The organism is Sphingobium sp. BHU LFT2, assembly GCF_018604485.1.
In the GTDB taxonomy this organism is placed as follows: domain Bacteria; phylum Pseudomonadota; class Alphaproteobacteria; order Sphingomonadales; family Sphingomonadaceae; genus Sphingobium; species Sphingobium yanoikuyae_A.
On record NZ_JAFCGW010000002.1, the window covers coordinates 146,630 to 168,063 of the forward strand.

Genomic DNA, 21,434 nt, shown 5'->3' on the forward strand with positions numbered 1-21,434 from the left:
GAAAAGATGCCTGACACGATGCTCAATCCGCAAGATACCCTGATGTTCGCCGAGGCCGCAGAGGCCGGCGCCGTCATCGCCCGCCAGTTCGCCGCCAACGCCGAAACGGTCAAGGCGCTAGCCGCCAGCCTGCGTGCAAATCCGCCGCGCGGCATCGTCACCTGTGCCCGCGGCAGTTCCGATCATGCGGCGACCTTCGCCAAATATCTGTTCGAAACACGCCTGGGCCTGCTGACCACCTCGGCCGCACCCTCGATCGCCTCAGTCTATGGCACCGCCCCGGCGCTCGCCGACATGCTGGCCATCGCCATCTCGCAGTCGGGCAAGAGCCCCGACATCCTGGCCACGGTCGATGCCGCCAAAAGCGCAGGCGCAAGGACCGTCGCGATGGTCAATGTCGCCGACTCGCCGCTCGCCGGCCAGGTCGATACGCTGCTTCCGCTCCATGCCGGGCCGGAATGCAGCGTCGCCGCCACCAAATCCTACATCGCATCGATCGCCAGCCTGCTGAACCTTGCCGCCCATTGGAGCGAGGATGCGGAATTGCTGGCGGCGCTGGAGACTGCCCCAGCCCTCCTCGCCCAGGCCTGGGCCTGCGACTGGACGCCGCTCGTCGAACAGCTCGCCACCGCGCGCGGCCTCTACGTCATCGGCCGCGGCATCGGCTTTGGCATCGCGCAGGAAGCGGCGCTCAAATTCAAGGAAACCAGCGGCCTCCATGCCGAAGCGTTCAGCGCGGCCGAGGTCAAGCATGGCCCGATGGCGCTGGTCGGTCCAGATTTCCCGCTGCTGGTGTTCCGCCAGGCGGACGAGACCGCCGAAAGCGTCGATGAACTGGTGCGCGAGGTCGTTGCGCGCGGCGGCCAGGTGCTGATCGCCGGCGAGCCGGTGGATGGCGCCATCCACCTGCCGGTGCCCGCCGCCCATTCGGCGATCGAGCCGATGCTGCAGGTCCAGGCCTTCTACCGCGCGGTCAACGCACTGTCGGTCCGGCGCGGCTTCAACCCGGACCAGCCCCCGCACCTTGCCAAGGTGACGGAGACCCTCTGATGCGTCACGCTCTGGTCAACGGGTCGATCCTGATCGACGGCCACTTCCATGCCGGCAAGGCGCTGCTGATCGAGGGCAATCGCATTGCTGCGATCCTGCCCGACGCCGATGTCCCGGCCGATGTCGCGCGGCGAGATCTGGGCGGCGACCGGCTGGTGCCCGGCTTCATCGATACGCAGGTCAATGGCGGCGGCGGCGTGCTGTTCAATGATGCTCCGACGGTCGAAGGCATCGCCGCGATCGGCGCCGCCCATCGGCGTTTCGGCACGACCGGCTTCCTGCCGACGCTCATCAGCGACGATCTGGCCGTCATCCGCCAGGCAGTCGCCGCCGTCGACGCCGCGATCGAGGCCGGCGTGCCGGGCGTGCTCGGCATCCATATCGAAGGGCCCTATCTCAATATCGAGCGCAAGGGCATTCATGACGGCGACAAGATCCGCCCGCTCGATGCCGAGGGGCTGGAAGTGCTGTCTTCGCTCAAACGCGGCAGCACCCTCGTTACGCTGGCACCCGAGCGGACCTCGCCCGACATGGTGCGCCAGCTTGTGGAGCGCGGCGTGATCGTCGCGGCAGGCCACAGCAATGGCTGCTATGAGGACATGATCGGCGCGGTCGAGGCCGGCCTGTCGGGCGTCACCCATCTCTATAATGCCATGTCGCCACTGGGATCGCGCAAGCCCGGCATCGTCGGCGCCGCGCTGGAACAGGACAGCGTGACCTGCGGTATCATCGTCGATGGCCATCATGTCAGCGCCACCGCGCTCAAGATCGCGCTGCGCTGCAAGCCGGAAGGCACGCTGATGCTCGTCACCGACGCCATGCCCTCGGTCGGCTCCGACGCGGACGAGTTCATGCTCCAGGGTCGCCATATCCTGGTCCGCAACGGCGCCTGCACCGATGATGCCGGCACGCTCGCGGGCTCCAATCTCGACATGATCGCCGCCGTCCACAACAGCGTCGCCATGCTGGACGTCTCGATCGAACGCGCCATCGCCATGGCATCGGCGGCCCCGGCCGCCTTCCTCGGCCTTGCCGCCGAAACCGGTCGCATCGCGCCCGGCCTGCGCGCCGACCTGCTGCAACTGGATGCCCAGGGCGCCGTCGTGCGCAGCTGGATCGGCGGCAGCTACTGAACCAAACATCGCCGGGGCGGTTGGATCACGCCCCGGTTCCCTGCCTGCTCGGGCGCGCTTATGATACAGATCGTCTCACGGCCACCGGACGTCGGGACCAGACCTGTTGCCTTGAGAGGATGCCGATGAAAACTGTCCTGATCGCCACCAGCCTGATCTTCGCTGCGACCACGCCGCACATCGCCATGGCGCAGGCCCCTGCCGCCGCGCCCGCCCCGGCCTATAGCGTGGAGACGACCGACATCGGCACATTGCTCGACAATCCGGCGACCAAGGCCGTCCTCGACAAGAATCTGCCGGGCTTCACCGCCAATCCGCAGATCGACATGGCGCGTTCGATGACGCTGAAGGGCGTGCAGCAATATGCCGCGGACACGCTGACCGACGCCGCGCTTGCCAAGGTGCAGGCCGATCTCAACAAGATCCCGGTGAAGAAATAAGAGTAAGGCCGGCGCGCATTGTCGCGCCGGCTAATCTGTCAGGTGCCTCGCCCATCGGCATCCTTGCCGGTCGCATGGCGCATCAGCGCCTCCACCATGGCCAGCGCCTCGTCATGGCCCAGCGTCACGCCCAGGCTCTGCTCCATCACGATCGACCGGGCCATGCCCGCCGCCAGCACGGAAAGCCCCACAGGCGACAGCCCCGCGCCATCGGCCGCGCCGATCGCCCGCGTCTGGATATCGCGCAATTCCTCGACGAAGGCGGCGATTTCCTGGCGGATCGCCTTGCGATGGTTGGACAGCGCCATGAACTCCAGCACGATCGCGCTGCCATCCGGATCGGAATTGAGCTGCCACAGCGCGCGTAGCGGATCGGGCGTATCCAGCCGGTTCGCCAGTTCCTCCTTGAACCGGGCCGACAGGCTGCGGAACAGCGCCAGCAGCAGGTCGTCGGTCGTCGCGAAATGATAATGGACCAGCGCCGGTGTTACCCCGACGATCTTGGCCACGCGCCGGGTGGTGACGGCGGCATAGCCCTCCTCGACCATCAGCCTCTCGGTCGCGGCCAATAGGGCGCCGCGCGCCGATGCGCGTTCCTTCCTGCCGGCGCGGGTTATGCCTTTCTCCATCGCGCCTGCGGCCTATTCGTCCAGCATGTCCATCACGTCGCGCGCGGCATTGCGATCGGCTTCATCCTCGAAGGCGACATCCAGATCAGGCGCCGCGCCCAGCATGTAGAGCAACGTCCACAGGGCGAAGCGCCGGGGGCGGTCGGTCTCCAGCCCGAAGGCCACCTGCATCCGCTCGATCCCGGCCGCCATGCCCTCGGGCGGTACGCTGGCCAGGTCGTCGGTGCCGAAATAATGGCGAAACTGATCGTCTAAATCCATCGCCGCGCTATCCCACAGCGCGGCGCGCTTGACCAGACGGATCAGGCCGGCCGTTTGGGCAGTTCGATCTCCGCCTTGGCCGTGGCCAGTACGGCCCCCGCCTGATTGGCCATGCGGCAATCGACCTGCACCATGTGCCGGCCGTCCTCATCCACGAACTTGTCGAGGATGGTGCCGGTGGTGATGGTGATGTCGCCGGTCAGCGCCGGGCTGCGATAATTGCAGGCGGAATGGCGGATCATCCCCCATTCCCCGGCCCAACCGGCGAAATAATCGGTGATCCACGCCCCCATCGATGCGCCATAGCCATAGCCGCGCGGCATGCCGATGAAGCGGGCCCAGCGCGGGAAGAGATGGCCACGCGACGGGCCGACATAGGCACCGTCGGTGAATTCGGGATTGATCGCCTCCATCACCGGGTCATTCTCATGCCCCGCCATTTCCTTGACGAAGCCCAGCGCCTCCATGTCGAGGTCGGTGCGCCGGTGGGTGCCGCCCCATTGGGTGAAGATATAGGATCGCCATTCGGTCGCGAAGGACACGATCGAATGCGGGCCGACCACCCGTTCTGGCAGCGCCGCACCGACCGTCACATCGTCCCACCAGCGCCGGTCATGGCCAAGGTCATGCAGCATCTGGATCCACTGCATCTTGCGCGCTTCCAGTTCCTCCAGCTGATCATCGGTCCAGACCGGATCGTCAAAACCCTCGGTCGGCACATTGTCCTTGCCAGCTTCCTGGCTGTAGCGGATCGAGGTGGAGCGCTGCTTGGCGATCAGGTCGCCCTGCTGGTTATAATAGAAATTATCGCCGCGCTGGAAACAGGTGGGGCCGGCGAACTTGGTATCCTTGACCGTATAGTCGAACGGGATGCGTTCGTTGAGGATGCGGTCGCCCGCCACCATGCGCGGGCCATAGAACCACCATTCATCGCCACCGAACAGCATGTGCGAATTGGGCACGCGGCCGATGCAGGACGGCGCGGAGCCATGGGCGCAGTCCATCGTCACGGCAAAGCTCTGCGGCGCGACCATGCCGCCCCAGCGGCTCTGCGCGGCATAACCCGCGTCATAATGGAGCCGGTTGGGATAATGCATCGCCTGCACCCAGCGGCGGATATCGCCATTGTTGATCGGCTCGACCATCCGCGCGGGCTGGATCGGCTTGCCCAGATAATTGTCGATATCCGAACAATCGAGCGTCGGGCTGGTCATGGATCGTCTCTCCGCAAATGCCTTGTTTGACGCCAAGGCTAGCGACGCCCCGGCACCGCGACTTGACCAAAATGGACAGGCGCCCGGCCATTGCCGCGCCTCGCAAAATTGCCCAGAAGCGAAGGCGGAGAAGGATGGAAAGGACGATATGGCTACCGCTCGCAGACTTGGCGCCGAAGGATCGCAGAACCGCGCCCGCTTCATCGACGCGGCCGAAGCGATCCTGACAGAGGTCGGCGAACATGGCATTTCCGCGCGGCAGGTGGCGCAGCAGGCGGGCTTGAAGACCCAGCTTCTCTATTATTATTTCCGCACCATGGACGATCTGCTCCGCGCCGTGGTGCAGCGGATCAACGAGCGGCGCATGACCCGCTTCGCCGAGGCCCTCGCCGCGCCTAGCCCGCTGCGCGCCATGTGGGACATGATGCGCGATCCCTCCACCGCTGCGCTCGCGGCCGAACTCAGCGCCATCGCCCATCATCGCGAGGCGGTGCGGGCCGAGATCGTCACCGCCGCCCAGGCGTTCCGCGCGCATCAGGCGCAGGCCGTCGCGGCGCTGCTCCCCGCCGATCAGGTAGGTCAGGCCAGCGGCCTGGTGATGATCGCCGCTTCGCTCGCCCGCATGCTGGTCAGCGAAACGGCGCTTGGCCTGACCGAAGGCCATGACCAAGCCTTGGCGATGATCGAGGCCATGCTGGACCAGCTCGAAGCCAAATGATCGCCCCGGCGCTATCGCCGGCTCCACCATCGCCCCCCTCACCCAACACCTGCTAATAACCTGTTCAGCATCGCGGTCGAGCACAGGCCAGCGGGGCAAGGAGAGGTCATGGCAGCACTGGAAAACAAGGTCGCGCTGATCACCGGCGCATCCTCCGGCATTGGCGAGGCGGCAGCGCTCGCGCTGGCGCTTGAGGGTGTCAACATCGCTGTCAACGGACGGCGTCGCGATCGGCTCGACGCGCTGGTCGCCCGGATCGAGGCAGCAGGCGGCACCGCGCTCGCCCTGCCCGGCGACGTCTCGGTCGAGGCAGATGCAGCAGCCGCCGTCGCCGACACGGTGGCGCGGTTCGGCCGGCTCGACATTCTCATCAACTCCGCCGGCGTCAACGAGGCGGGCGGGATCGAAAGCCTGACCAGCGACCAGTGGCAGCGGGTGATCGACATCAACCTGATGGGCACCATCCATGCCTGCCGCGCCGCCTTCCCGGTGATGAAGGCACAGGGCAGCGGCGACATCGTCAACATCTCCTCGACCGCCGGGCGCCGCTCGGGCTGGCGCTTTGCCGCCTATTCGACCAGCAAGTTCGGCCTGACCGGCTTCACCGAAAGCCTGCGGCAGGAGGGCGGCCAGGCCGGCATCCGCGTGTCGATCATCGAACCGGGCGCCACCGCGACCGAGATCGCCAGCTCCATCTCCGACCCGCAATGGCGCGACATGATCCAGCAGCACACCCACAAGGACGGGGCGATGGCGCCGGACGATATCGTTGCGGGCATATTGCTGGCCGTCAGCCTGCCGCGCCGCGCCAATGTGAGCCGCATCCTGATCCAGCCGACCATCGACACGGAGCCGATGCCATGAGGCTGGCGGGCAAGAGCGCGGTCATCACCGGCGCAGGATCAGGCATGGGCAAGGCGATGGCGCAGCGCTTCGCACAGGAAGGTGCGCGGGTGCTGTGCGCCGACATCAGCGGCGCGCAGGACGATGTGGCTGCGGCGATCGGCAACGGCGCGATCGGCCTGCATGTCGACGTGGCCGAGGAAGCGGACGTGCAGGCGATGATCGCCACCGCCTGCGACGCCTTTGGCCGGGTCGACATCCTCGTCAACAATGCCGGCTTCGGCGGCGGCATCATGCCGCTGCACGAACAGAGCAGCGATAATTGGGACCGAGTCCATGCTGTCAATCTGAAGGGCGTGTTTCTGGGTATGAAATATGGCGTGATCGCCATGCTGGAGAGCGGCGGCGGCGCGATCGTCAATATCGGATCGGCCACTGGCATGGTCGGATGGAAGGGGCATGGCGTCTATGCCGCCGCCAAGGGCGGGGTCAGCCAGATGACCAAATGCGCCGCGCTCGATTATGCCGCGCACAATATCCGCGTGAACGCCGTGCTGCCCGGATCGATCTGGACCGGGCTGGTGCCGATGGCCAAGGACCATCCCGAACCGCCGCCGGGCATCTTCCGCGTGCCCGGTATCCCGATGGACCGATGGGGCCTCGCCAGCGAGATCGCCAATGCCGCCTTGTTCCTCGCCAGTGACGAGGCGTCCTACATCACCGGCACCTTGCTGCCGGTCGATGGCGGCTATTGCATCGGCTTTTCCGGCATGGCCGCCGAACAGGGTTGAGATCGAAGGAGCAGGATCATGAACGTCATTCACAAGAGCCGCGTCACCTTCCGCCCGGTCAAGCCGCTGATCGGCGCGCTGGTCGAGGCCGATCGGGAGGCCTTGTTCGATCCCGAGGTTGTCGCCCAGTGTCGCGACATGCTGGAGGAACGGACCGTGCTGGTCATGCCGCAGGTCCATTTCACCAATGAGGAGCAACTGGCCTTCACCGACCTGCTCGGCGGGCGGCTCAACCTCACCAGCGAGGCGACGACCAACAAGGACGAGGACGTCTATCAGGTGACGCTCGATCGCAAGATCAACCGCGCGCCCGAATATGTGCTGGGCACCTTCTTCTGGCACATGGACGGCATGCCGATGGAGATGCCGCCACCGCTCGCGACCCTGCTCTCGGCCCGGCGCCTGGCGCCCAAGGGCGGCCAGACCGAATTCGCCAACACCTTCGCCGCCTATGAACAGATGCCCGAAGCGCAGCGCGCCGAGATCGAGGATCTGCGCATCATCCACAGCGTCGCCGCCAGCCTGCGCTCGATCGCCGACGCCATTCCCGAAGCGGAAAAGGGCAAGCTGGCGATCGGCGTCGAGAAGGAAAGGCCGCTGGTCCAGACCCACAAGAATGGCCGCAAGAGCCTGATCGTCGGGTCCACCGCCGACCGGATCGTCGGCATGGAGCTGGCCTATGGCCGCGCCTATATCGCCCGGCTCAACGAATGGGCGACCCAGCCCGATTTCGTCTATCAGCATCAGTGGCAGGCCGGCGATTTCGTCATCTGGAGCAATACCGGCGCGCTGCACCGGGTGGTGCCCTATGCCCGCGATTCCGGGCGGATGATGCACCGCACCTCGATTGCGGGCTGAAGGATCAGGCGGGCGCGTGCAACCGCGCCCGCAACCGCGTGGGTGACGCGCCGAACCAGTGATTGCAGCTGCGCGTCATCACCGACTGTTCGGAAAAGCCGAGCTTCTCCGACACATGCGCGAAGTCCATGTCGGTCTGCTCCAGATAGTAGCGCAATATGTCACGTCGCACCTCGTCCTTGATCTTCTGGAAACTCGTCCCCTCCGTCGCCAGCCGGCGGTGCAGCGTGCGTGGGTGCAGCCCCAGTTCGGCTGCGACCCGATCATTCGAGCAATGGGCGGTCCACAGCCATTGCATGACGATGCCGCGCACCTGCGCATGCAGCGGCGGGTGGCGATAGGGAAATTCGCGTTCGATATAGGCGGTGACGGCGGCGAAGACCGCAGCGTCCCGGTCGATCACCGGGCTTGCCATGTCGCGCTCGGAAAAGCTGATCCCGTCCTCATTCTGGCCGAAATGGACCGGGCATCCGAAATAGCGGCGATAGATGCGCGCCGGCGAGATTGGCTGATGACGGAAATGCACCCGTCGCGCCCGTGCCCGGCCACCGGTCAGTTCCATCGCGAAAAGATGGCCGACCAGCAGGATATGCTCCATCGCCTGCGCCCGGTTGGGCACGCCGTCGAGCAATATGTCGTGCCCGACGAAGACATGGCGGACCGAGGGAAAGCGGCGCAGCCAGACCGAAGCCGCCAGGCTGTGCGCATAATTATGGCTGCACACATAATCGATCGCCGCGCCAAAGGTCGGCGCGTTGCGCATCGCGTCGCCCAGCGGCCCGAACAGGTCAACGCCGCGCTGCCGCAGGGCAAGACGCATGCCGAAATCCGGGCAGCCAAGCCGATGCGCCGCATCCTCGATCAGCGCGATCGTCTGGCGATAGCTGGGCAACGCATCACCGCTGTCCGGCGCCTCGCCGCCCAGTTCCGCCACCAGCTCCGGCAGGAACCGCAGCATATGCGCATTGATCGCCTCGAACGCGTCGCGCCTCTCATCCATCGCCTGACCTTCCATTCGGACAGGCTGGCACCGCCTGTCCGAATAGGTCAAGTGACCGCGGCCCCATTTCGGCGGGGCGATGCGATCAGAGCCAGTTGAGCTTGCGAAAACGCCGGTAGAGGATCGAACAGATCAGCAGGATCACCGCCAGTACGACGAAATAGCCGTAGCGGGTCTTGAGCTCGGGCATATGCTCGAAATTCATGCCGTAGATGCCGGCGATTGCGGTCGGCACCGCCAGGATCGCGGCCCAGGCGGCAAGCTGACGGGTGATCGTGCCGGTGCGCTGCTGTTCCAGCAAATTGCTGAACTCGAAGACGGAATTCAGCACCTCGCGCAGATCGTCGACCATCGTCTGTACCCGCCTCACATGGTCGCGCACATCGCTGAAATAAGGTCGGGTTTCCGGGTCGATGCAGGGCAGGTCGATCTTGACGAACTTGGTCGCGACCTCCTGCATCGGCCCCAATATGCGCTGGAAACGGATCAACTGGCGCCGCAGGTTGAAGATGCGGGTGATCTCGTCGCGGCCGAGGAAATTGTCGACCGTGTGCTGCTCCATCGTCAGCACTTCCTCCTCGATCCCCTCGACGATCGGCAGATAGCCGTCGACGATGAAGTCGAGGATGGCGTGCAGCACATAATCGACGCCATGGGCCAGTCGGTCCGGCACCGCCTCCAGCGCATGACGCAGCTCGATATGCCCGCGCGCCGAACCATGGCGGACACTGATGATATGGCTGTGGCCGACGAAGATCGCGGTCTCGCCATAGGCGATCGCCCGCTCCTCGACATGGGCAGTCCGTGCCACCACGAACAGTTGCTCGCCATAAATGTCGACCTTGGGCAGTTGATCCGCCTTGATCGCGTCCTCCACCGCCAGCGGATGGAGATTGTAATTTTGCTGCAGCGTCCGCATTTCCTCGGCCGTCGGGCTGGCAACGCCGATCCAGACGAATTCCGACTTGTCTTCGGCGCAGTCGATCCGTTCGGTGATCGACACTTCGCGCACGCGTTGGCCGTTGCGATAGAGATAGGCGGCAATGACGGTCATTCGGGCCTCGAAATCATTCTATTCGGCCAGCCTAGCGTGGCCAGCCGTGATCGGGAAGGCGATCAGGCGGCGGGTGATGGCGCCTGCACCACCAGCATCGCGCCCTGCGCGTCGCGCAGGCGGACATAAAGCTTGCCATCCGTCGGCGCCGGGACCGTCAGGGTCGATCCGGTGAAGCCCTGCGCCACCGGCGCCGGCTGATCGAAGGCGGGATTGCCGGCAACGGCATCGACCAGAAACAGGTCGCGTCCCTTGATGGTGCAGCCCTGATCCTTCTGCTCCTGGCCCGCGCAATCCACCGCCTCGATCCGCGGCAGGCGGGCGAGCGGCATCAGCGGCTGCCAATCCCCCTGTTCGCGGCCCCGCACGATGCGGAATTGCAGCGGGCCAAAGGCGGGGCCGAGCGCCGCCGGATCAAGGGTCGCCACCATCACCTGCGGACTTTGCAGTTGCAGGCCGGAACCGGCCGTCAGCCGGACGCTGGCGCCGCCATCCTGCGTCGACACCTCGATCGCATCGGTCATGGCCAATCTGGTGCCGTCCTGCGCCTGCACGGAAAAGACCAGGCGGCCGTTATTGGGCAGCACATCCGATCCGCCCAGCGTCACCGGCAGCCCCGTTGCCGCAGCGGGCGTGACGCTCTTGTTGAGCAGGGTCACACGGGGCCGCGCGGGAGCGATCGTGACCGGAACGGATACCGTCCGCCCATCCTCCAGCTGCACGCGAGCGCTGGCGCCTTCGGCGGGCACAGCCCCCTCGCCGGCGGCCGTCAGACGCAGCCGATCGACCGAACCGTCGCGCGTCAGGCCATCGGGTTTCCAGCTACGCCCGCCAAGGTCGACGCTCGCCACCTGATCGAGCCGTTGCCCCGTCATTTCTCCCCAATTATCGCCCTGATGCACGGTCAGCCCGTCCAGCTTGCTCGCCTGGGCATAAGCGCGCAGTGGCACGGAGAAAGGCTTGGCGACGCCCTGATATTTGACATCGACAGTGACAGGTCCGGTGCGCCGATCGGCAAGCGGCAGGGTCAGGTCCAGCGCGTCGCGCCCCTGCACCTTCCAGCCGATCGCCTGGGCCGCTGCATTACCCTGACGCAGGGTGACACTTTCGACGCAAGCTGGCGCACCGCCCGTCAGCGTCAGGCCATTGTCGCGGCCGACCACCAGCGTCGGCGCCTCGCCCTTCACCTGCCAGGCCGCATCATCGGGCCGCTGCAGGATGTAATCGGGGCCTTCGAACCGGTCGAACCCCCATTGACCATAGACATGAGCCTCGATCGATCCCCTGAAGTCAGCCGGCCAGGGACCATCGGCGCGGATCACATAACCGCCGCGATCGGCGCGCGCTTCCAGCGGATATTCGATCGTCTGGCCGGACGCCGCCTTCAACTGCACCGTCATGCCGCGCGCATAGCTGGTCGAATAAATGAGCGGCGCCCCCTCGACCGGCAGCACCGTGCCGGGCAATGCCGCGCAGATCGGCGCCTGCGCACCGCTGCGCAAGCGTGGCGGGCTGTCCGCCTCGATCGAGGGCATGCCGACCACCATCACCGACTTGGGCTTGGCAAAGGACGGCGCCTTGTTCAGCATCAGCCCGATATTGTCGTCGCGGCGCAGGCTGACGGTCGGCAGATATTCGAAGCTGGGGCTGCTGAAGGCCCCGAACATCCGGGCCAGATCGCGCACCACGCCGATATAGGGGCTGTAATAGCCATAGCCCGCCTCACGCGTGGACGCGAGTTGCAGGGCCAGGTCGGTCGGCGTGCCGCTCAGCGTCTCGGCAATCGAACTGCTGTGAACATCGGCGAGGACCAGCTGATCCTTATTCTCCAGCAGACAGGCCGCCTGAAGCTCGATCACCTTGGACAGGCAATCCTCGTTGAGCTTCATCGACAGGCTGCGCGCGAGCGCCGGCGCGACGCTGCGCAGGAATTCGGGATGGCTGTTTTCCTGTGTCCGGATCGCCGTCATGAAGGCATCCAGCCGCGAGCGATCAAGCGACGCCTGATTGAGTTCCTGCGTAGCCCGCACGAACTCGCCCGGCTTGCCGCGCACCGCATCACTGACCGTGCCCTCGCCACCGCCGGTCTCGGGCACCAGGAACAGCACCATCTGTCGTGCGCCGTCCGGCACGGTCAGGGCGAGGCGGCGATCCTTGTCCTTCTTCTTCCATGTCTCCGCGCTGTCGATCCAGTCCTTGGGCGGCGGGTTGGTCGCGCCCCGCAGAAAGGCCGACATCAGCACGAAATTGGCGCCCTGTTCCTTGGGCAGGTTCGGCTCGATCAGCAGCTTGTCGCCGGCCCGCAGGCTCGGCACCTGGCTGATCGGCAAGCTGGTCGTGCCACGGGTCACGCTGACCTTGAGGTCCGGCCCGGTCAGCTCGAACGGGGCAGGCTCGGCCGCAAGGCCCGGCGTCAGCAATGCAGCCCCCAATGCCGTTCCGATCAACAGGCCGATCGGCTGGCGCAGGCGCGCAATCTGGATCGGGGCGGAAGGCTGGGGCATGTCTCTCTATCCGGCTATCTATGTTTTTCGGCGACCATTGCGCCTGTCCCACAGGAATTCGGCAATTCCAAGGCGGCAGCAAATGCGGGCCATGCCACCCCCTCGCTGAACCTGCGACAACGGGCTAAGAGGAGAAAATCGCACGCAATCAGGCAGGGCCATGCAGACCGGAACGCTCAAGCTCAAGATCCAGATCCTTTGCGGGGACGAGATCGCCATGGGACCGGGCAAGGCCGATCTGCTAGACGCGATCGCGCTGCACGGCTCCATATCGGCGGCCGGGCGGGCGCTGGGCATGAGCTATCGGCGCAGCTGGCTGCTGGTTGATACGATGAACCGCTGCTGGAACGACCGGCTGGTCGAGACGGTCGCTGGCGGCGGCCGTGATCGTGGCGCGCGGGTGACGGAAGCAGGGCAGGCCGTGCTGGCCGCCTATCGCGCGCTGGAAGAGGCGGCGCTCACCGCGACGGGAGGACGGGCGCAGGGCCAGCTTGACGCCCTGCTGCGGCCGATCCCCCTGCCCGTCGTTCTTTCATAGTTTCTTGCCGCAGGCTTCGTCCGGCATGGCGAAGCGTGGATCGGTGAGGAAAGTCCGATCGGTCAGGCTGTCGAGGAAAGCCCTGATCGCGATCCGTTCGGCGTCGGTCAGTTTCTGGCCATGGCGCAGGATCGCCGCATCCAGCGTCTGCGCGGACCCATCATGCCACCAGGGACCGGTCACCGCGACATTGCGGAGCGGCGACGTGCGAAAACGCCCGGCATCATTGGTGAGCCCCGTCTTCTCCGCCAGCCCCAGATCGGTGGTCGTCGCCGGTTCCAGCCGATGATAGGCCCCGTCGCTGAAATCTCGACCCGCGTGACATGACGCACAGCCCTTGTCCGCGAACAGCCGCTCGCCCTTCCGGGCCGACATCGACAGGGCATCGGCCTGCCCCCGTCGATCGCGATCATAGGGGCTGTCACGCGAAATCAGCGTGCGTTCGAACGCCGCCAGCGCCGCCGACACCGTCGAGATGTCGATCCGGCCGCGACGGTCCGGGAAAGCGCGCGCGAACATCCGGCGATAGCAGGCATCGGCGCCCAACCGACGCGGAAGTTCCGCCTCCAGCCCCTTCATCCCCATTTCGACGGGATGCTCGCCGAGCAGCGGCACGGCGACCTGCGCCTCCAGGCTGGTGATCGCCGGATCAGCCATGGTGAGGCGCGGAAACCAGGCGACATTGGCCAGGCCCGGCACATTGCGCAGGCCCGGATCACCATGGACGCCGGGCCGCGTGCGATTGCCGTCGGCAAAGCCGCGATGCTGCTCATGGCATCCGGCACAGCTCAACGTGCCATTGGCCGACAGGTCGGCGTCATAGAAAAGGCGGCGGCCAAGCTCGACCTTCGCCCCGCTCATTGCGTTGCCGACCGGGACCGGGGGCGGTGCTTCGCCCAGGGCCAAGCTCCAATGCCACGGCCGCCCCGCCCCGATCAGCAGCAGCGTCGCGAGCAATAGCGGCCAGCGCGCCGGCTTCACGGCAGGCGGGTCACCAGCATCGTCATCTGCGGATCGCCATTGGCCGCGAGTTGCAGGATATAGTCGCCTGGTTCCAGGCTGTAATCGACCATCTTGCGGATGCCGGTGCAATCGGGGCCATGGCCATGCGCGGTCGAGGTCGCGGCGGTGCCGTCCTTCACCACATCGACCCAGGCGCCACTGCTCAGCGCCACCCGCCAGGTGCCGGGCTGATCGACGGTGAAATGGACGATGCCACCGAAGCTGACACTGCCGCCGGGCTTGGCCGGCCGAAGCGGATAGCTGATCCTGGGCGTCGGCAGCAGGGTCAGCGTCACCGCCTGCCCGGCTTTCAGGCCAGCCTTGCCGGCTCCCTTGGCATCGGCCGCCGCCTTCATCGGCTGCGGCGCGCGCCAGGATGCCATCTCCGCCGGCGGATCGGCCGGGGCAGCGCAGGCCGGCATGCCCGACATTTGCGCGAAGGCCGATGCCGGCACCAAGGCCGCGCACAGGGCCGGGAACAGCAGGAACAGAGGCTGACGCACGGGCTTCCCTCCCGAAAGCAAAACTATATACGGCGGGATATAGCGAGTCGAACGACCAAGAATAGGGGGATTTTCATGCGACAGACCATGATGCGCATTTTGCTGACCAGCGCCTGCTGCTGGACCGCGACGGCAGCGGCGCAGGGCGCGCCCGACGCGACCGGCGACAGCGATCGCTTCTCGCTCGGCCAGATCATCGTCACCGCCCCCCGCACCAGCGGGATAGAGATTGACGGCAATACCCTGTCCTCCGATGCCATCTACAGTTTCAACCGCACCTCGCTCGACGATGCCGTCAACCTCATGCCCGGCGTGTCCGCCGGCAACAGCGGCGGCACCCGCAACGAGCGGCTGGTCTTCGTGCGTGGCTTCGACCGGTTCCAGGTGCCGCTCTCGATCGATGGTATCCGTGTCTATCTGCCCGCCGACAACCGGCTCGATTATGGCCGCTTCCTGACCACCGACATTGCCGAGGTCCAGGTGGCCAAGGGCTATGCCTCCGTGCTGGACGGACCCGGCGCCATGGGCGGCGCCATCAATCTGGTGACCAGCAAACCGACCAAAGCGCTCGACATCGATCTTCGCGGACAGGTCAGCTTCGACAATGACATGGACTATGCTGGCTATACCACGTCGGCCAAGGTCGGCACCCGGCACGATCTCTGGTATGCGCAGGCCAGCTATGCCCGTAGCTTCACCGATCATTGGGACCTGCCCAATGGCTTCACACCGCGTGTGCCCACGCTGGAAGATGGCGGCGCGCGCGACTTTTCACGGGCGGAAGACTGGCGGGTCAATGCCAAGCTCGGCTTCACCCCCAATGCCACCGACGAATATGCGCTGAGCTATACCCATCAGGAAGGATCGAAGAGCGCGCCGCTGCATATCAGCGACACGGTCACCACGGCCCGTTTCTGGGACTGGCCGTCCTGGGACATCACCAGCGTCTATTTCCTGTCGACCACGGCGCTGGGCGACCGGGCGACGCTCAAGACCCGCGCCTATTACAACCAGTTCGATTCGATGCTCCGCTCCTTCAACGACCGGACGCAAACCACGCAGAGCCGACCCTACGCCTTCGACAGCCCCTATGAGGACAAGGCCTGGGGCGGATCGGCCCAACTGGATTTCACCGCAACCGACGCGGACACGCTGCGCCTCGCCTTCCATTATCGCCATGATGAGCATGTCGAGTTCCAGACCAGCTTTTCGACGGCCGGCGTCGCCACCACGGAGCCGAAACAGACCCAGAGCGAGGCCACCTATTCCATCGCACTGGAAAATGAGCTGGCGCTGAGCCCGACGCTTCGCTTCACCCTGGGTGGCAGCTATGACTGGCGCAATCTTGAACGGGCCGAGGAATATGGCGCCCCGCTCGGCACGTCGGGCACGCCATCGGTCATCTACAATTATCCGCGCAGGGACGCCGACACCTGGAATGCGCAAGGCCGGTTCGACTGGCAGGCGAGCGATGCGCTGTCGCTCCACGCCAGCCTGTCATCGCGTGCCCGCTTCCCGACCATCTTTGAACGGTTCAGCCAGCGCTTCAACACCGCCATTCCCAACCCCGACCTGAAGGCGGAACGGGCGACCAATGCGGAGATCGGCGGAAGCTGGAGCCAGGGATCCATCCGCCTGGAAGGCGCGCTCTTCTACAGCTGGGTGCGGGACGCGATCTTCAGCGTGCCGACGCCGGCCTATCCCTGCACGGCATCGACCACGCCGCCCGCCGTGCCGACCACGGGCTGCGCCCTCACCAACCTCAGCCAGAGCCGCAATGTCGGCAAGGGTGAATATTATGGCATCGAACTGTCGGCGTCGGCGTCGCTGCTGCCGGGGCTGGACGCGGGCATCAACTATACCGGCATCAAGCGCGACCTGACCGATCCGTCCAACGCGCGCTTCCGCCCCACCGGCGTTCCCACGCACAAGGGCTTTGCCTATCTCGACTGGGCACCGGTCGAACGGTTGCACATCGCCCCGAGCGTTGATCTGGCGTCGAACCGCTGGACATTGTTCACCGCAACCCCGGCGTCGCAGCCAGCCCGCTATTACCGCACCGGCGCCTATGTGAATGCCAGCCTGCGCGTCGATCTGGCGCTGACCGACCAGATCGACCTCAGCATTGGTGGGCGCAATCTGTTCGATGACTATTACACGCTGACGGATGGTTTTCCCGAACCGGGACGCACCGTCTATGCGTCGGCCCGTTTCCGCTATTGAACCGAACGCGGCCGGGTGGGGATAATGGTTTATCTTTGCCCGGCCGCAGGTTATCGTGATCTGCGGTCGCTATTCTCGCATCGCATCGGGAATGATGATGGTCGATCTGTTTCCGCCACCACAGGATCGCAACGCCGGACACGACAGCGCCCGGTCGGCGCCACGGCATGATCCCGTCCCGCATCATGGCGAGGATGCGGATGGCCCCAGAATCTGGCCTTTCCCCCATCATCTGGCCGAAGCCGGCGTGCAGTTCCTGTCGCGCTGGGCCGGCCCCATAGCCCTTGTCGGCGCACTGCTTCTGATCGGCTGGTGGCTGTTTCGCTGAGCGATTTGATTCGACGTCGTTTCCATCAGGCCGGCAAGGCCTCTCACCGCGTCTGATCGACTTTCCCTGCGACAGAACGAAGGGGCGGCAGGATGAAAATTGTGCGTTCAACGGATCGTCGGAAATGTGCGTCCGAATATCCCTCCGCCAATTGTAACAACCGAGCAACTATGTCCTGCTGCTACGCAACATAAATCAAAGGCAGCGGATGTCCTGGGGAAAGATCGCCACCGTCTGATGACGGGCGGGCGGACCATGACGTCACGACGCATTTAAAGGGTTGCCGATGTCCAAAATAGATCTGGCGATTGCAGGAACCCCCAGTCGCCAGCCCGCCACCGCCGCTTTCCAGCGGAACGCGCGCCTGTGGCTTAGCCTGGTTCTGCTGCTTGCAGACATGATGGCCCTGGCCGCAGGGTTCGTCATCGGCCTGCGCGTGGCCGGCATTCCGATCCTGTCGATGGAGGTCTGGCAACCGCTCGCCGGCGGGATATTGGTCTATGGCACCATCGCCTTTCACAACCAGGCCTATAACCCGCGTTGCCTGACCAGCATGACGGCTTCATGCCGCAGTGCAGTAATGGCCTTCGCCGGAACCCTGCTGATCTTCCTGCTGGTCGTCTTCTCGCTGAAGGTCACCGACAATTTCTCGCGCCTGGGGATCAGCACCGGCCTGTTCTTCAGCGGCGCGTTGATCGTGATGCAGCGGGTGCTGGTCGTCCGCGCCGTTCGTCGCCATTTCGCGGAAGGATTGTTCGCCCAGCTGCTGATCATCGACGACGGCCTGATCCCCGACGATGTCAACGGCATGACGATCGTGGATGCACCGACGCTCGGCCTGCGCGCCGATCTGGACGATCCCTATATGCTGCATCGCCTGGGCATGCTGCTGCGCGATTTCGATCGGGTGGTCATTTCCTGCCCGTTGGAGCGCAAGGCCGACTGGGCGCAGATGCTCAAGGGCGGCAATATCCTGGGCGAGATCATCGTGCCGGAGCTCGACCCGATGGCGCCGCTCGCGGTCCAGAGCCATCGCGGCGTGTCGACGCTGGTGGTCGCCCGCGGCCCGCTCAATCTTGCCAACCGCGCCAAGAAGCGGCTGCTCGACATCATCCTGACCGTGCCGGTGCTGATCGCGCTGGCGCCGCTGATGATCGCCGTTGCCGTCGCCATCCGGCTGGACTCGCCGGGCCCGGTCTTCTTCCGTCAGGAACGGATCGGCCGCGGCAACCGCCTGTTCCACATCCTCAAGTTCCGCAGCATGCGGGTGGAACAGTGCGACACCGCCGGCGCCACCTCGACCCAGCGCGACGATAACCGCATCACCCGCGTCGGCCGCTTCATCCGCAGCACCAGCATCGACGAGCTGCCCCAGCTCCTCAACGTGCTGCTTGGCGAGATGAGCCTGGTTGGCCCGCGCCCCCATGCGCTGGGCTCGACCGCCGAGGACCAGCTGTTCTGGCAGGTCGACCGCCAATATTGGCATCGCCATGCGCTCAAGCCCGGCATCACCGGCCTGGCCCAGATCCGCGGCTTCCGCGGCGCGACCGAAACCCGTCGCGACATTCTGAACCGGGTCGAGGCGGATCTGGAATATCTGCATGGCTGGAGCCTGATGCGCGACATCGGCATCCTGGTCGGCACGGCCCGCGTGCTGGTTCACCGCAACGCCTATTGATCCCGCCTGCTGGCGAAGCCCCAATGTTTACAGGGGCTTTGACCAGGATTGAGGATTTTCAGCATCAGAAGCCGGCTTTTGCGATGAGCTGAGCCGGCTTTCATGCCGATGTAAACTATTTGTGAACCCTAAAATCCTATATTAACGACCGTTCATAAAGTTCCCAGGATGACGGTCGTGGCTGATGAATTGGCGGCAGTTGCCGCAGCGAAAACCTCCTTTTCCGATGCGGGCATCGCCGTCCGCGATCTCCCCGAAAACGGCCATGTGCTGTCGATCGCCGACCGCGCGGAAGGGCCGATTCAGTTTGTTTCGCGCTGGGCGGGCATCCTCGCCTTCTGCGCGGCAATCGGCGCGATCGCTTATCTGATCTTCTGATCGGGGCCAGTTTCCTTGCCCTCAGATTAACAGCCAGGATCGGCTGTTAACGGCTCCTTTCGTCGATGAAACGAGCCGTTGTTTTGGCGCGACAAGTCGCGTCCGGACCCGTGTGCATTACGTAAAAATACGATTAGCATGCCCCTTGTTGCTGCAATGCAATAAGGATTCATGCGTTTGGATAATGCCCATAACCCGTGTTTGCGGGCGCGCCCCTGTGCGCCCGCAGCAAATGATTTTGCATGGCCGCATGCGGCCGCCATGGCCGCTCTTGGCGGCGCAATGCTGTTCGCCGGCCTGCCCTCCACGGCGCAGGCCCAGGATGATGACAAGCGCATAGATACGCTCGGCCTGCACCTGACGGCCGGGCTCGATCTTCTCTATGACGACAATGTCTATCGCGTCGACGACCGGGTCGAAGACCCCACCGGTGACTTGATCGTCACACCCTCGATCGAGGCGACCTATGCCCATCCGATCGGGCGGCACGACATCCAGATCCGGGCCAAGGCTGGCTATGACCAGTTCGTGTCGGAGACCCAGCGCAGCAAGCTGCGACTCGATGCGGAAGCCCGCGCGACGATTCGATTCGGAGCCACCTGCGGCATCACGCCGCGCGCCAGCTATCGTCAGCAGCGGGCCGATTATGGCGACATCAACGCCGCGACCGAAAATCTCCAGCGCTTCTCGACGCTGGGGGCCGACCTGTCGTGCGAGCGGCCAGGTCTCTTCCCGGTCGCCGGTTACCAGCATGACACGACGCGCAACGCCGATGATTTCGACTATGCCGACCAGGACAGCGACAGCTTCAAGGTCGGCCTGGGCTATAACAAGCCCAGCTTCGGCACGCTCACCACTTATTATGAGCGGACGGTCAGCGACCGGCGCACGCTGGGCATCAAGAACCGCATCAACGCCTATGGCCTGCGCTTCCAGCGGTCGGTGACGCCGATCACCCAGATTGATGCCGACCTGCAATGGTTGGATGTCAGCAGCGATTCCGCCGCCGTCGGCAACTATAATGGCATGGGCTGGGATGTGCGGCTGTCGACCAGCATCATCCCGCGCGTGAAGCTGACCGCTTCCACCGCCCGCGACATCATGAATGACAGCCTGATCGCGAGCGGCTTCGCGATCCGTTCCAGTTATCGGATCGAGGGGGAGTTCGCGATCAGCGAACTGACCTCGGCCGGCCTCTACGCCGACTGGCAGAGGCGCAAGTTCCGGCAGGATGCGGCGCTGCGCCCCTTCTCGATCGAGGCGGACCGCAATCGCCAGTTCGGCGCGACGCTCAAGCGCAAGCTGACCGATCGCTTCGACCTCAGCCTCGACGCCCAGCATTACCGCCGCCGTACCGACACCGATGTCTCCAACTATAGCGGCACGCAGGTGACGCTCTCAGCCCTGCTGCGCTTTTGACCCGAAGGGAGCCTGACCCATGAGAATAGCGACACGCTTCCATATCCTTGCCGCCCTCCCCCTGCTGGCGGTGCCGACCGCATTGTCGGCCCAAACCCAAACCGCACAAGCGCCTGCCGGTGCCGCGGCAGCGGCGGCGGTTGCCGCCACGCCAGCGCGGCCGGCGACGCCCGCGCCAGCCGGCTACCTGCTCGGCCCGGACGATCAACTGAAGATCTCGATCTTCGGCCAGCCCGACCTGTCGACCGAAACCCGGATCAAGGCCGATGGCACGGTGCTACTCGCGCTGGTCGGGCCGGTGGACGCGAAGGGCAAGACAACGTCCCAGCTCGCGTCCGACATCGCCGCCAGCTATGCCGGTGGCGGCTATCTGACCAAGCCCTCGGTCAGCGTCGAGGTGAGCGACTATGTCAGCCGCTCGGTCACGGTGCTGGGCAATGTGCCCCAGGCAGGCAATTACCCGCTCGACCGCAACTATACCGTGGCGTCGATGCTGGCCAAGGCTGGCGGCGCGACCACGGCCGGCGCAAATGCCGTCATCCTGACCCCGGCCGATGGCAGCGGCGCGGTGCGCATCTCGCTCACCGACATGAGCGCCGGCGCCGGACGGCCGCTCCAGGCCGGCGACATCCTGTTCGTGCCGCCGGCCGAGAAGGTCTATGTCTATGGCCAGGTCCAGCAGCCCGGCGCCTTCTCCTATGTTGCGGGCCAGACCTTCCGCCAGGCGCTTGCCCTGGCCGGTGGTCCGACCCTCGCCGGTTCGACCCGCAGCATCAAGGTGAAGCGCGGCGGCCAGGAGGTCCAGGCCAAGCTGGATGATCCGGTGAAGCCCGAAGACGTCCTCATCATCCGGGAGAAGCTGTTTTGACC

General features: G+C 65.2%; 22 protein-coding genes. 14 read left to right on the forward strand and 8 right to left on the reverse strand.

Annotated elements, in window-relative coordinates; genetic code table 11:
* Positions 1-6: 6 nt before the first annotated feature.
* The 3 genes from JQK15_RS05895 (at position 7) to JQK15_RS05905 (ending at position 2,623) form a co-directional block, all read left to right on the forward strand.
* A complete protein-coding gene (locus JQK15_RS05895; RefSeq protein ID WP_214864172.1) occupies positions 7-1,050 on the forward strand; it encodes an SIS domain-containing protein in 1,044 nt (347 codons plus the stop codon).
* Complete coding sequence (gene nagA, locus JQK15_RS05900; RefSeq protein ID WP_214864174.1) at positions 1,050-2,183, forward strand: N-acetylglucosamine-6-phosphate deacetylase; 1,134 nt, start codon at positions 1,050-1,052, stop codon at positions 2,181-2,183. The genes JQK15_RS05895 and nagA overlap by 1 nt, the downstream gene beginning before the upstream one ends.
* A gap of 125 nt (positions 2,184-2,308) precedes the next feature.
* Positions 2,309-2,623, forward strand: coding sequence for a hypothetical protein (locus JQK15_RS05905; RefSeq protein WP_214864176.1), 315 nt, complete (start codon positions 2,309-2,311; stop codon positions 2,621-2,623).
* A gap of 38 nt (positions 2,624-2,661) precedes the next feature.
* On the opposite strand, the gene JQK15_RS05910 is transcribed toward JQK15_RS05905, so the two are convergent.
* From JQK15_RS05910 to JQK15_RS05920, 3 genes are read right to left on the reverse strand one after another with little or no spacing between them, the layout of a single operon-like run.
* Positions 2,662-3,252: a TetR/AcrR family transcriptional regulator gene (locus tag JQK15_RS05910; RefSeq protein WP_214864179.1), complete on the reverse strand. Its 591-nt coding sequence runs from the start codon at positions 3,250-3,252 to the stop codon at positions 2,662-2,664.
* Between the two features lie 12 nt (positions 3,253-3,264).
* On the reverse strand, positions 3,265-3,513 hold the full coding sequence (locus tag JQK15_RS05915; RefSeq protein WP_004212448.1) for a hypothetical protein: 249 nt from the start codon (positions 3,511-3,513) through the stop codon (positions 3,265-3,267).
* Positions 3,514-3,554: 41 nt separating this feature from the next.
* The gene (locus tag JQK15_RS05920; protein ID WP_097382962.1) at positions 3,555-4,727 is read right to left on the reverse strand and encodes an FAS1-like dehydratase domain-containing protein; all 1,173 of its coding nucleotides are present in this window, start codon (positions 4,725-4,727) and stop codon (positions 3,555-3,557) included.
* Between the two features lie 148 nt (positions 4,728-4,875).
* Between JQK15_RS05920 and JQK15_RS05925 the strand changes: the two genes are divergently transcribed.
* The 4 genes from JQK15_RS05925 (at position 4,876) to JQK15_RS05940 (ending at position 7,937) form a co-directional block, all read left to right on the forward strand.
* On the forward strand, positions 4,876-5,445 hold the full coding sequence (locus JQK15_RS05925; protein WP_214864181.1) for a TetR/AcrR family transcriptional regulator: 570 nt from the start codon (positions 4,876-4,878) through the stop codon (positions 5,443-5,445).
* A 108-nt stretch (positions 5,446-5,553) separates the two neighbouring features.
* Entirely contained in the window at positions 5,554-6,309 is a 756-nt protein-coding gene (locus JQK15_RS05930; RefSeq protein WP_214864182.1) for an SDR family oxidoreductase, read from the forward strand.
* Positions 6,306-7,079: an SDR family NAD(P)-dependent oxidoreductase gene (locus JQK15_RS05935; RefSeq protein WP_214864183.1), complete on the forward strand. Its 774-nt coding sequence runs from the start codon at positions 6,306-6,308 to the stop codon at positions 7,077-7,079. Before JQK15_RS05930 ends, JQK15_RS05935 begins: the two co-directional genes overlap by 4 nt.
* Before the next feature lie 18 nt (positions 7,080-7,097).
* Positions 7,098-7,937 carry a TauD/TfdA dioxygenase family protein gene (locus JQK15_RS05940; RefSeq protein ID WP_136187161.1) on the forward strand — a complete coding sequence of 280 codons (840 nt, stop codon included), beginning with the start codon at positions 7,098-7,100 and terminating at the stop codon, positions 7,935-7,937.
* A 4-nt stretch (positions 7,938-7,941) separates the two neighbouring features.
* Here JQK15_RS05940 and JQK15_RS05945 read toward each other — a convergent pair whose 3' ends face one another.
* From JQK15_RS05945 to JQK15_RS05955, 3 genes are all read right to left on the reverse strand, one after another.
* The gene (locus JQK15_RS05945) at positions 7,942-8,937 is read right to left on the reverse strand and encodes an AraC family transcriptional regulator (protein WP_214864185.1); all 996 of its coding nucleotides are present in this window, start codon (positions 8,935-8,937) and stop codon (positions 7,942-7,944) included.
* 85 nt (positions 8,938-9,022) lie between these two features.
* The gene (locus JQK15_RS05950; protein ID WP_099232697.1) at positions 9,023-9,991 is read right to left on the reverse strand and encodes a magnesium and cobalt transport protein CorA; all 969 of its coding nucleotides are present in this window, start codon (positions 9,989-9,991) and stop codon (positions 9,023-9,025) included.
* A gap of 62 nt (positions 9,992-10,053) precedes the next feature.
* The gene (locus JQK15_RS05955) at positions 10,054-12,495 is read right to left on the reverse strand and encodes a hypothetical protein (protein ID WP_214864187.1); all 2,442 of its coding nucleotides are present in this window, start codon (positions 12,493-12,495) and stop codon (positions 10,054-10,056) included.
* A gap of 160 nt (positions 12,496-12,655) precedes the next feature.
* Between JQK15_RS05955 and JQK15_RS05960 the strand changes: the two genes are divergently transcribed.
* Complete coding sequence (locus JQK15_RS05960) at positions 12,656-13,033, forward strand: winged helix-turn-helix domain-containing protein (protein ID WP_214864189.1); 378 nt, start codon at positions 12,656-12,658, stop codon at positions 13,031-13,033.
* Here JQK15_RS05960 and JQK15_RS05965 read toward each other — a convergent pair.
* On the reverse strand, positions 13,028-14,014 hold the full coding sequence (locus JQK15_RS05965) for a cytochrome-c peroxidase (RefSeq protein WP_214864191.1): 987 nt from the start codon (positions 14,012-14,014) through the stop codon (positions 13,028-13,030). The genes JQK15_RS05960 and JQK15_RS05965 overlap by 6 nt on opposite strands.
* On the reverse strand, positions 14,011-14,538 hold the full coding sequence (locus JQK15_RS05970) for a hypothetical protein (protein WP_214864192.1): 528 nt from the start codon (positions 14,536-14,538) through the stop codon (positions 14,011-14,013). Before JQK15_RS05970 ends, JQK15_RS05965 begins: the two co-directional genes overlap by 4 nt.
* A gap of 75 nt (positions 14,539-14,613) precedes the next feature.
* On the opposite strand from JQK15_RS05970, the gene JQK15_RS05975 reads away from it, so the two are divergent.
* The 6 genes from JQK15_RS05975 (at position 14,614) to JQK15_RS06000 (ending at position 21,432) form a co-directional block, all read left to right on the forward strand.
* The gene (locus JQK15_RS05975) at positions 14,614-16,761 is read left to right on the forward strand and encodes a TonB-dependent receptor plug domain-containing protein (protein WP_214864195.1); all 2,148 of its coding nucleotides are present in this window, start codon (positions 14,614-14,616) and stop codon (positions 16,759-16,761) included.
* Positions 16,762-16,858: 97 nt separating this feature from the next.
* Positions 16,859-17,089, forward strand: coding sequence for a hypothetical protein (locus JQK15_RS05980; protein WP_214864197.1), 231 nt, complete (start codon positions 16,859-16,861; stop codon positions 17,087-17,089).
* Positions 17,090-17,375: 286 nt separating this feature from the next.
* The gene (locus tag JQK15_RS05985) at positions 17,376-18,767 is read left to right on the forward strand and encodes a sugar transferase (protein WP_004212431.1); all 1,392 of its coding nucleotides are present in this window, start codon (positions 17,376-17,378) and stop codon (positions 18,765-18,767) included.
* Positions 18,768-18,935: 168 nt separating this feature from the next.
* A complete protein-coding gene (locus JQK15_RS05990) occupies positions 18,936-19,145 on the forward strand; it encodes a hypothetical protein (RefSeq protein ID WP_214864199.1) in 210 nt (69 codons plus the stop codon).
* Positions 19,146-19,406: 261 nt separating this feature from the next.
* A complete protein-coding gene (locus tag JQK15_RS05995) occupies positions 19,407-20,564 on the forward strand; it encodes a hypothetical protein (RefSeq protein WP_251007610.1) in 1,158 nt (385 codons plus the stop codon).
* A 19-nt stretch (positions 20,565-20,583) separates the two neighbouring features.
* The gene (locus JQK15_RS06000) at positions 20,584-21,432 is read left to right on the forward strand and encodes a polysaccharide biosynthesis/export family protein (RefSeq protein ID WP_214864203.1); all 849 of its coding nucleotides are present in this window, start codon (positions 20,584-20,586) and stop codon (positions 21,430-21,432) included.
* The last annotated feature ends 2 nt before the right edge of the window (positions 21,433-21,434 follow it).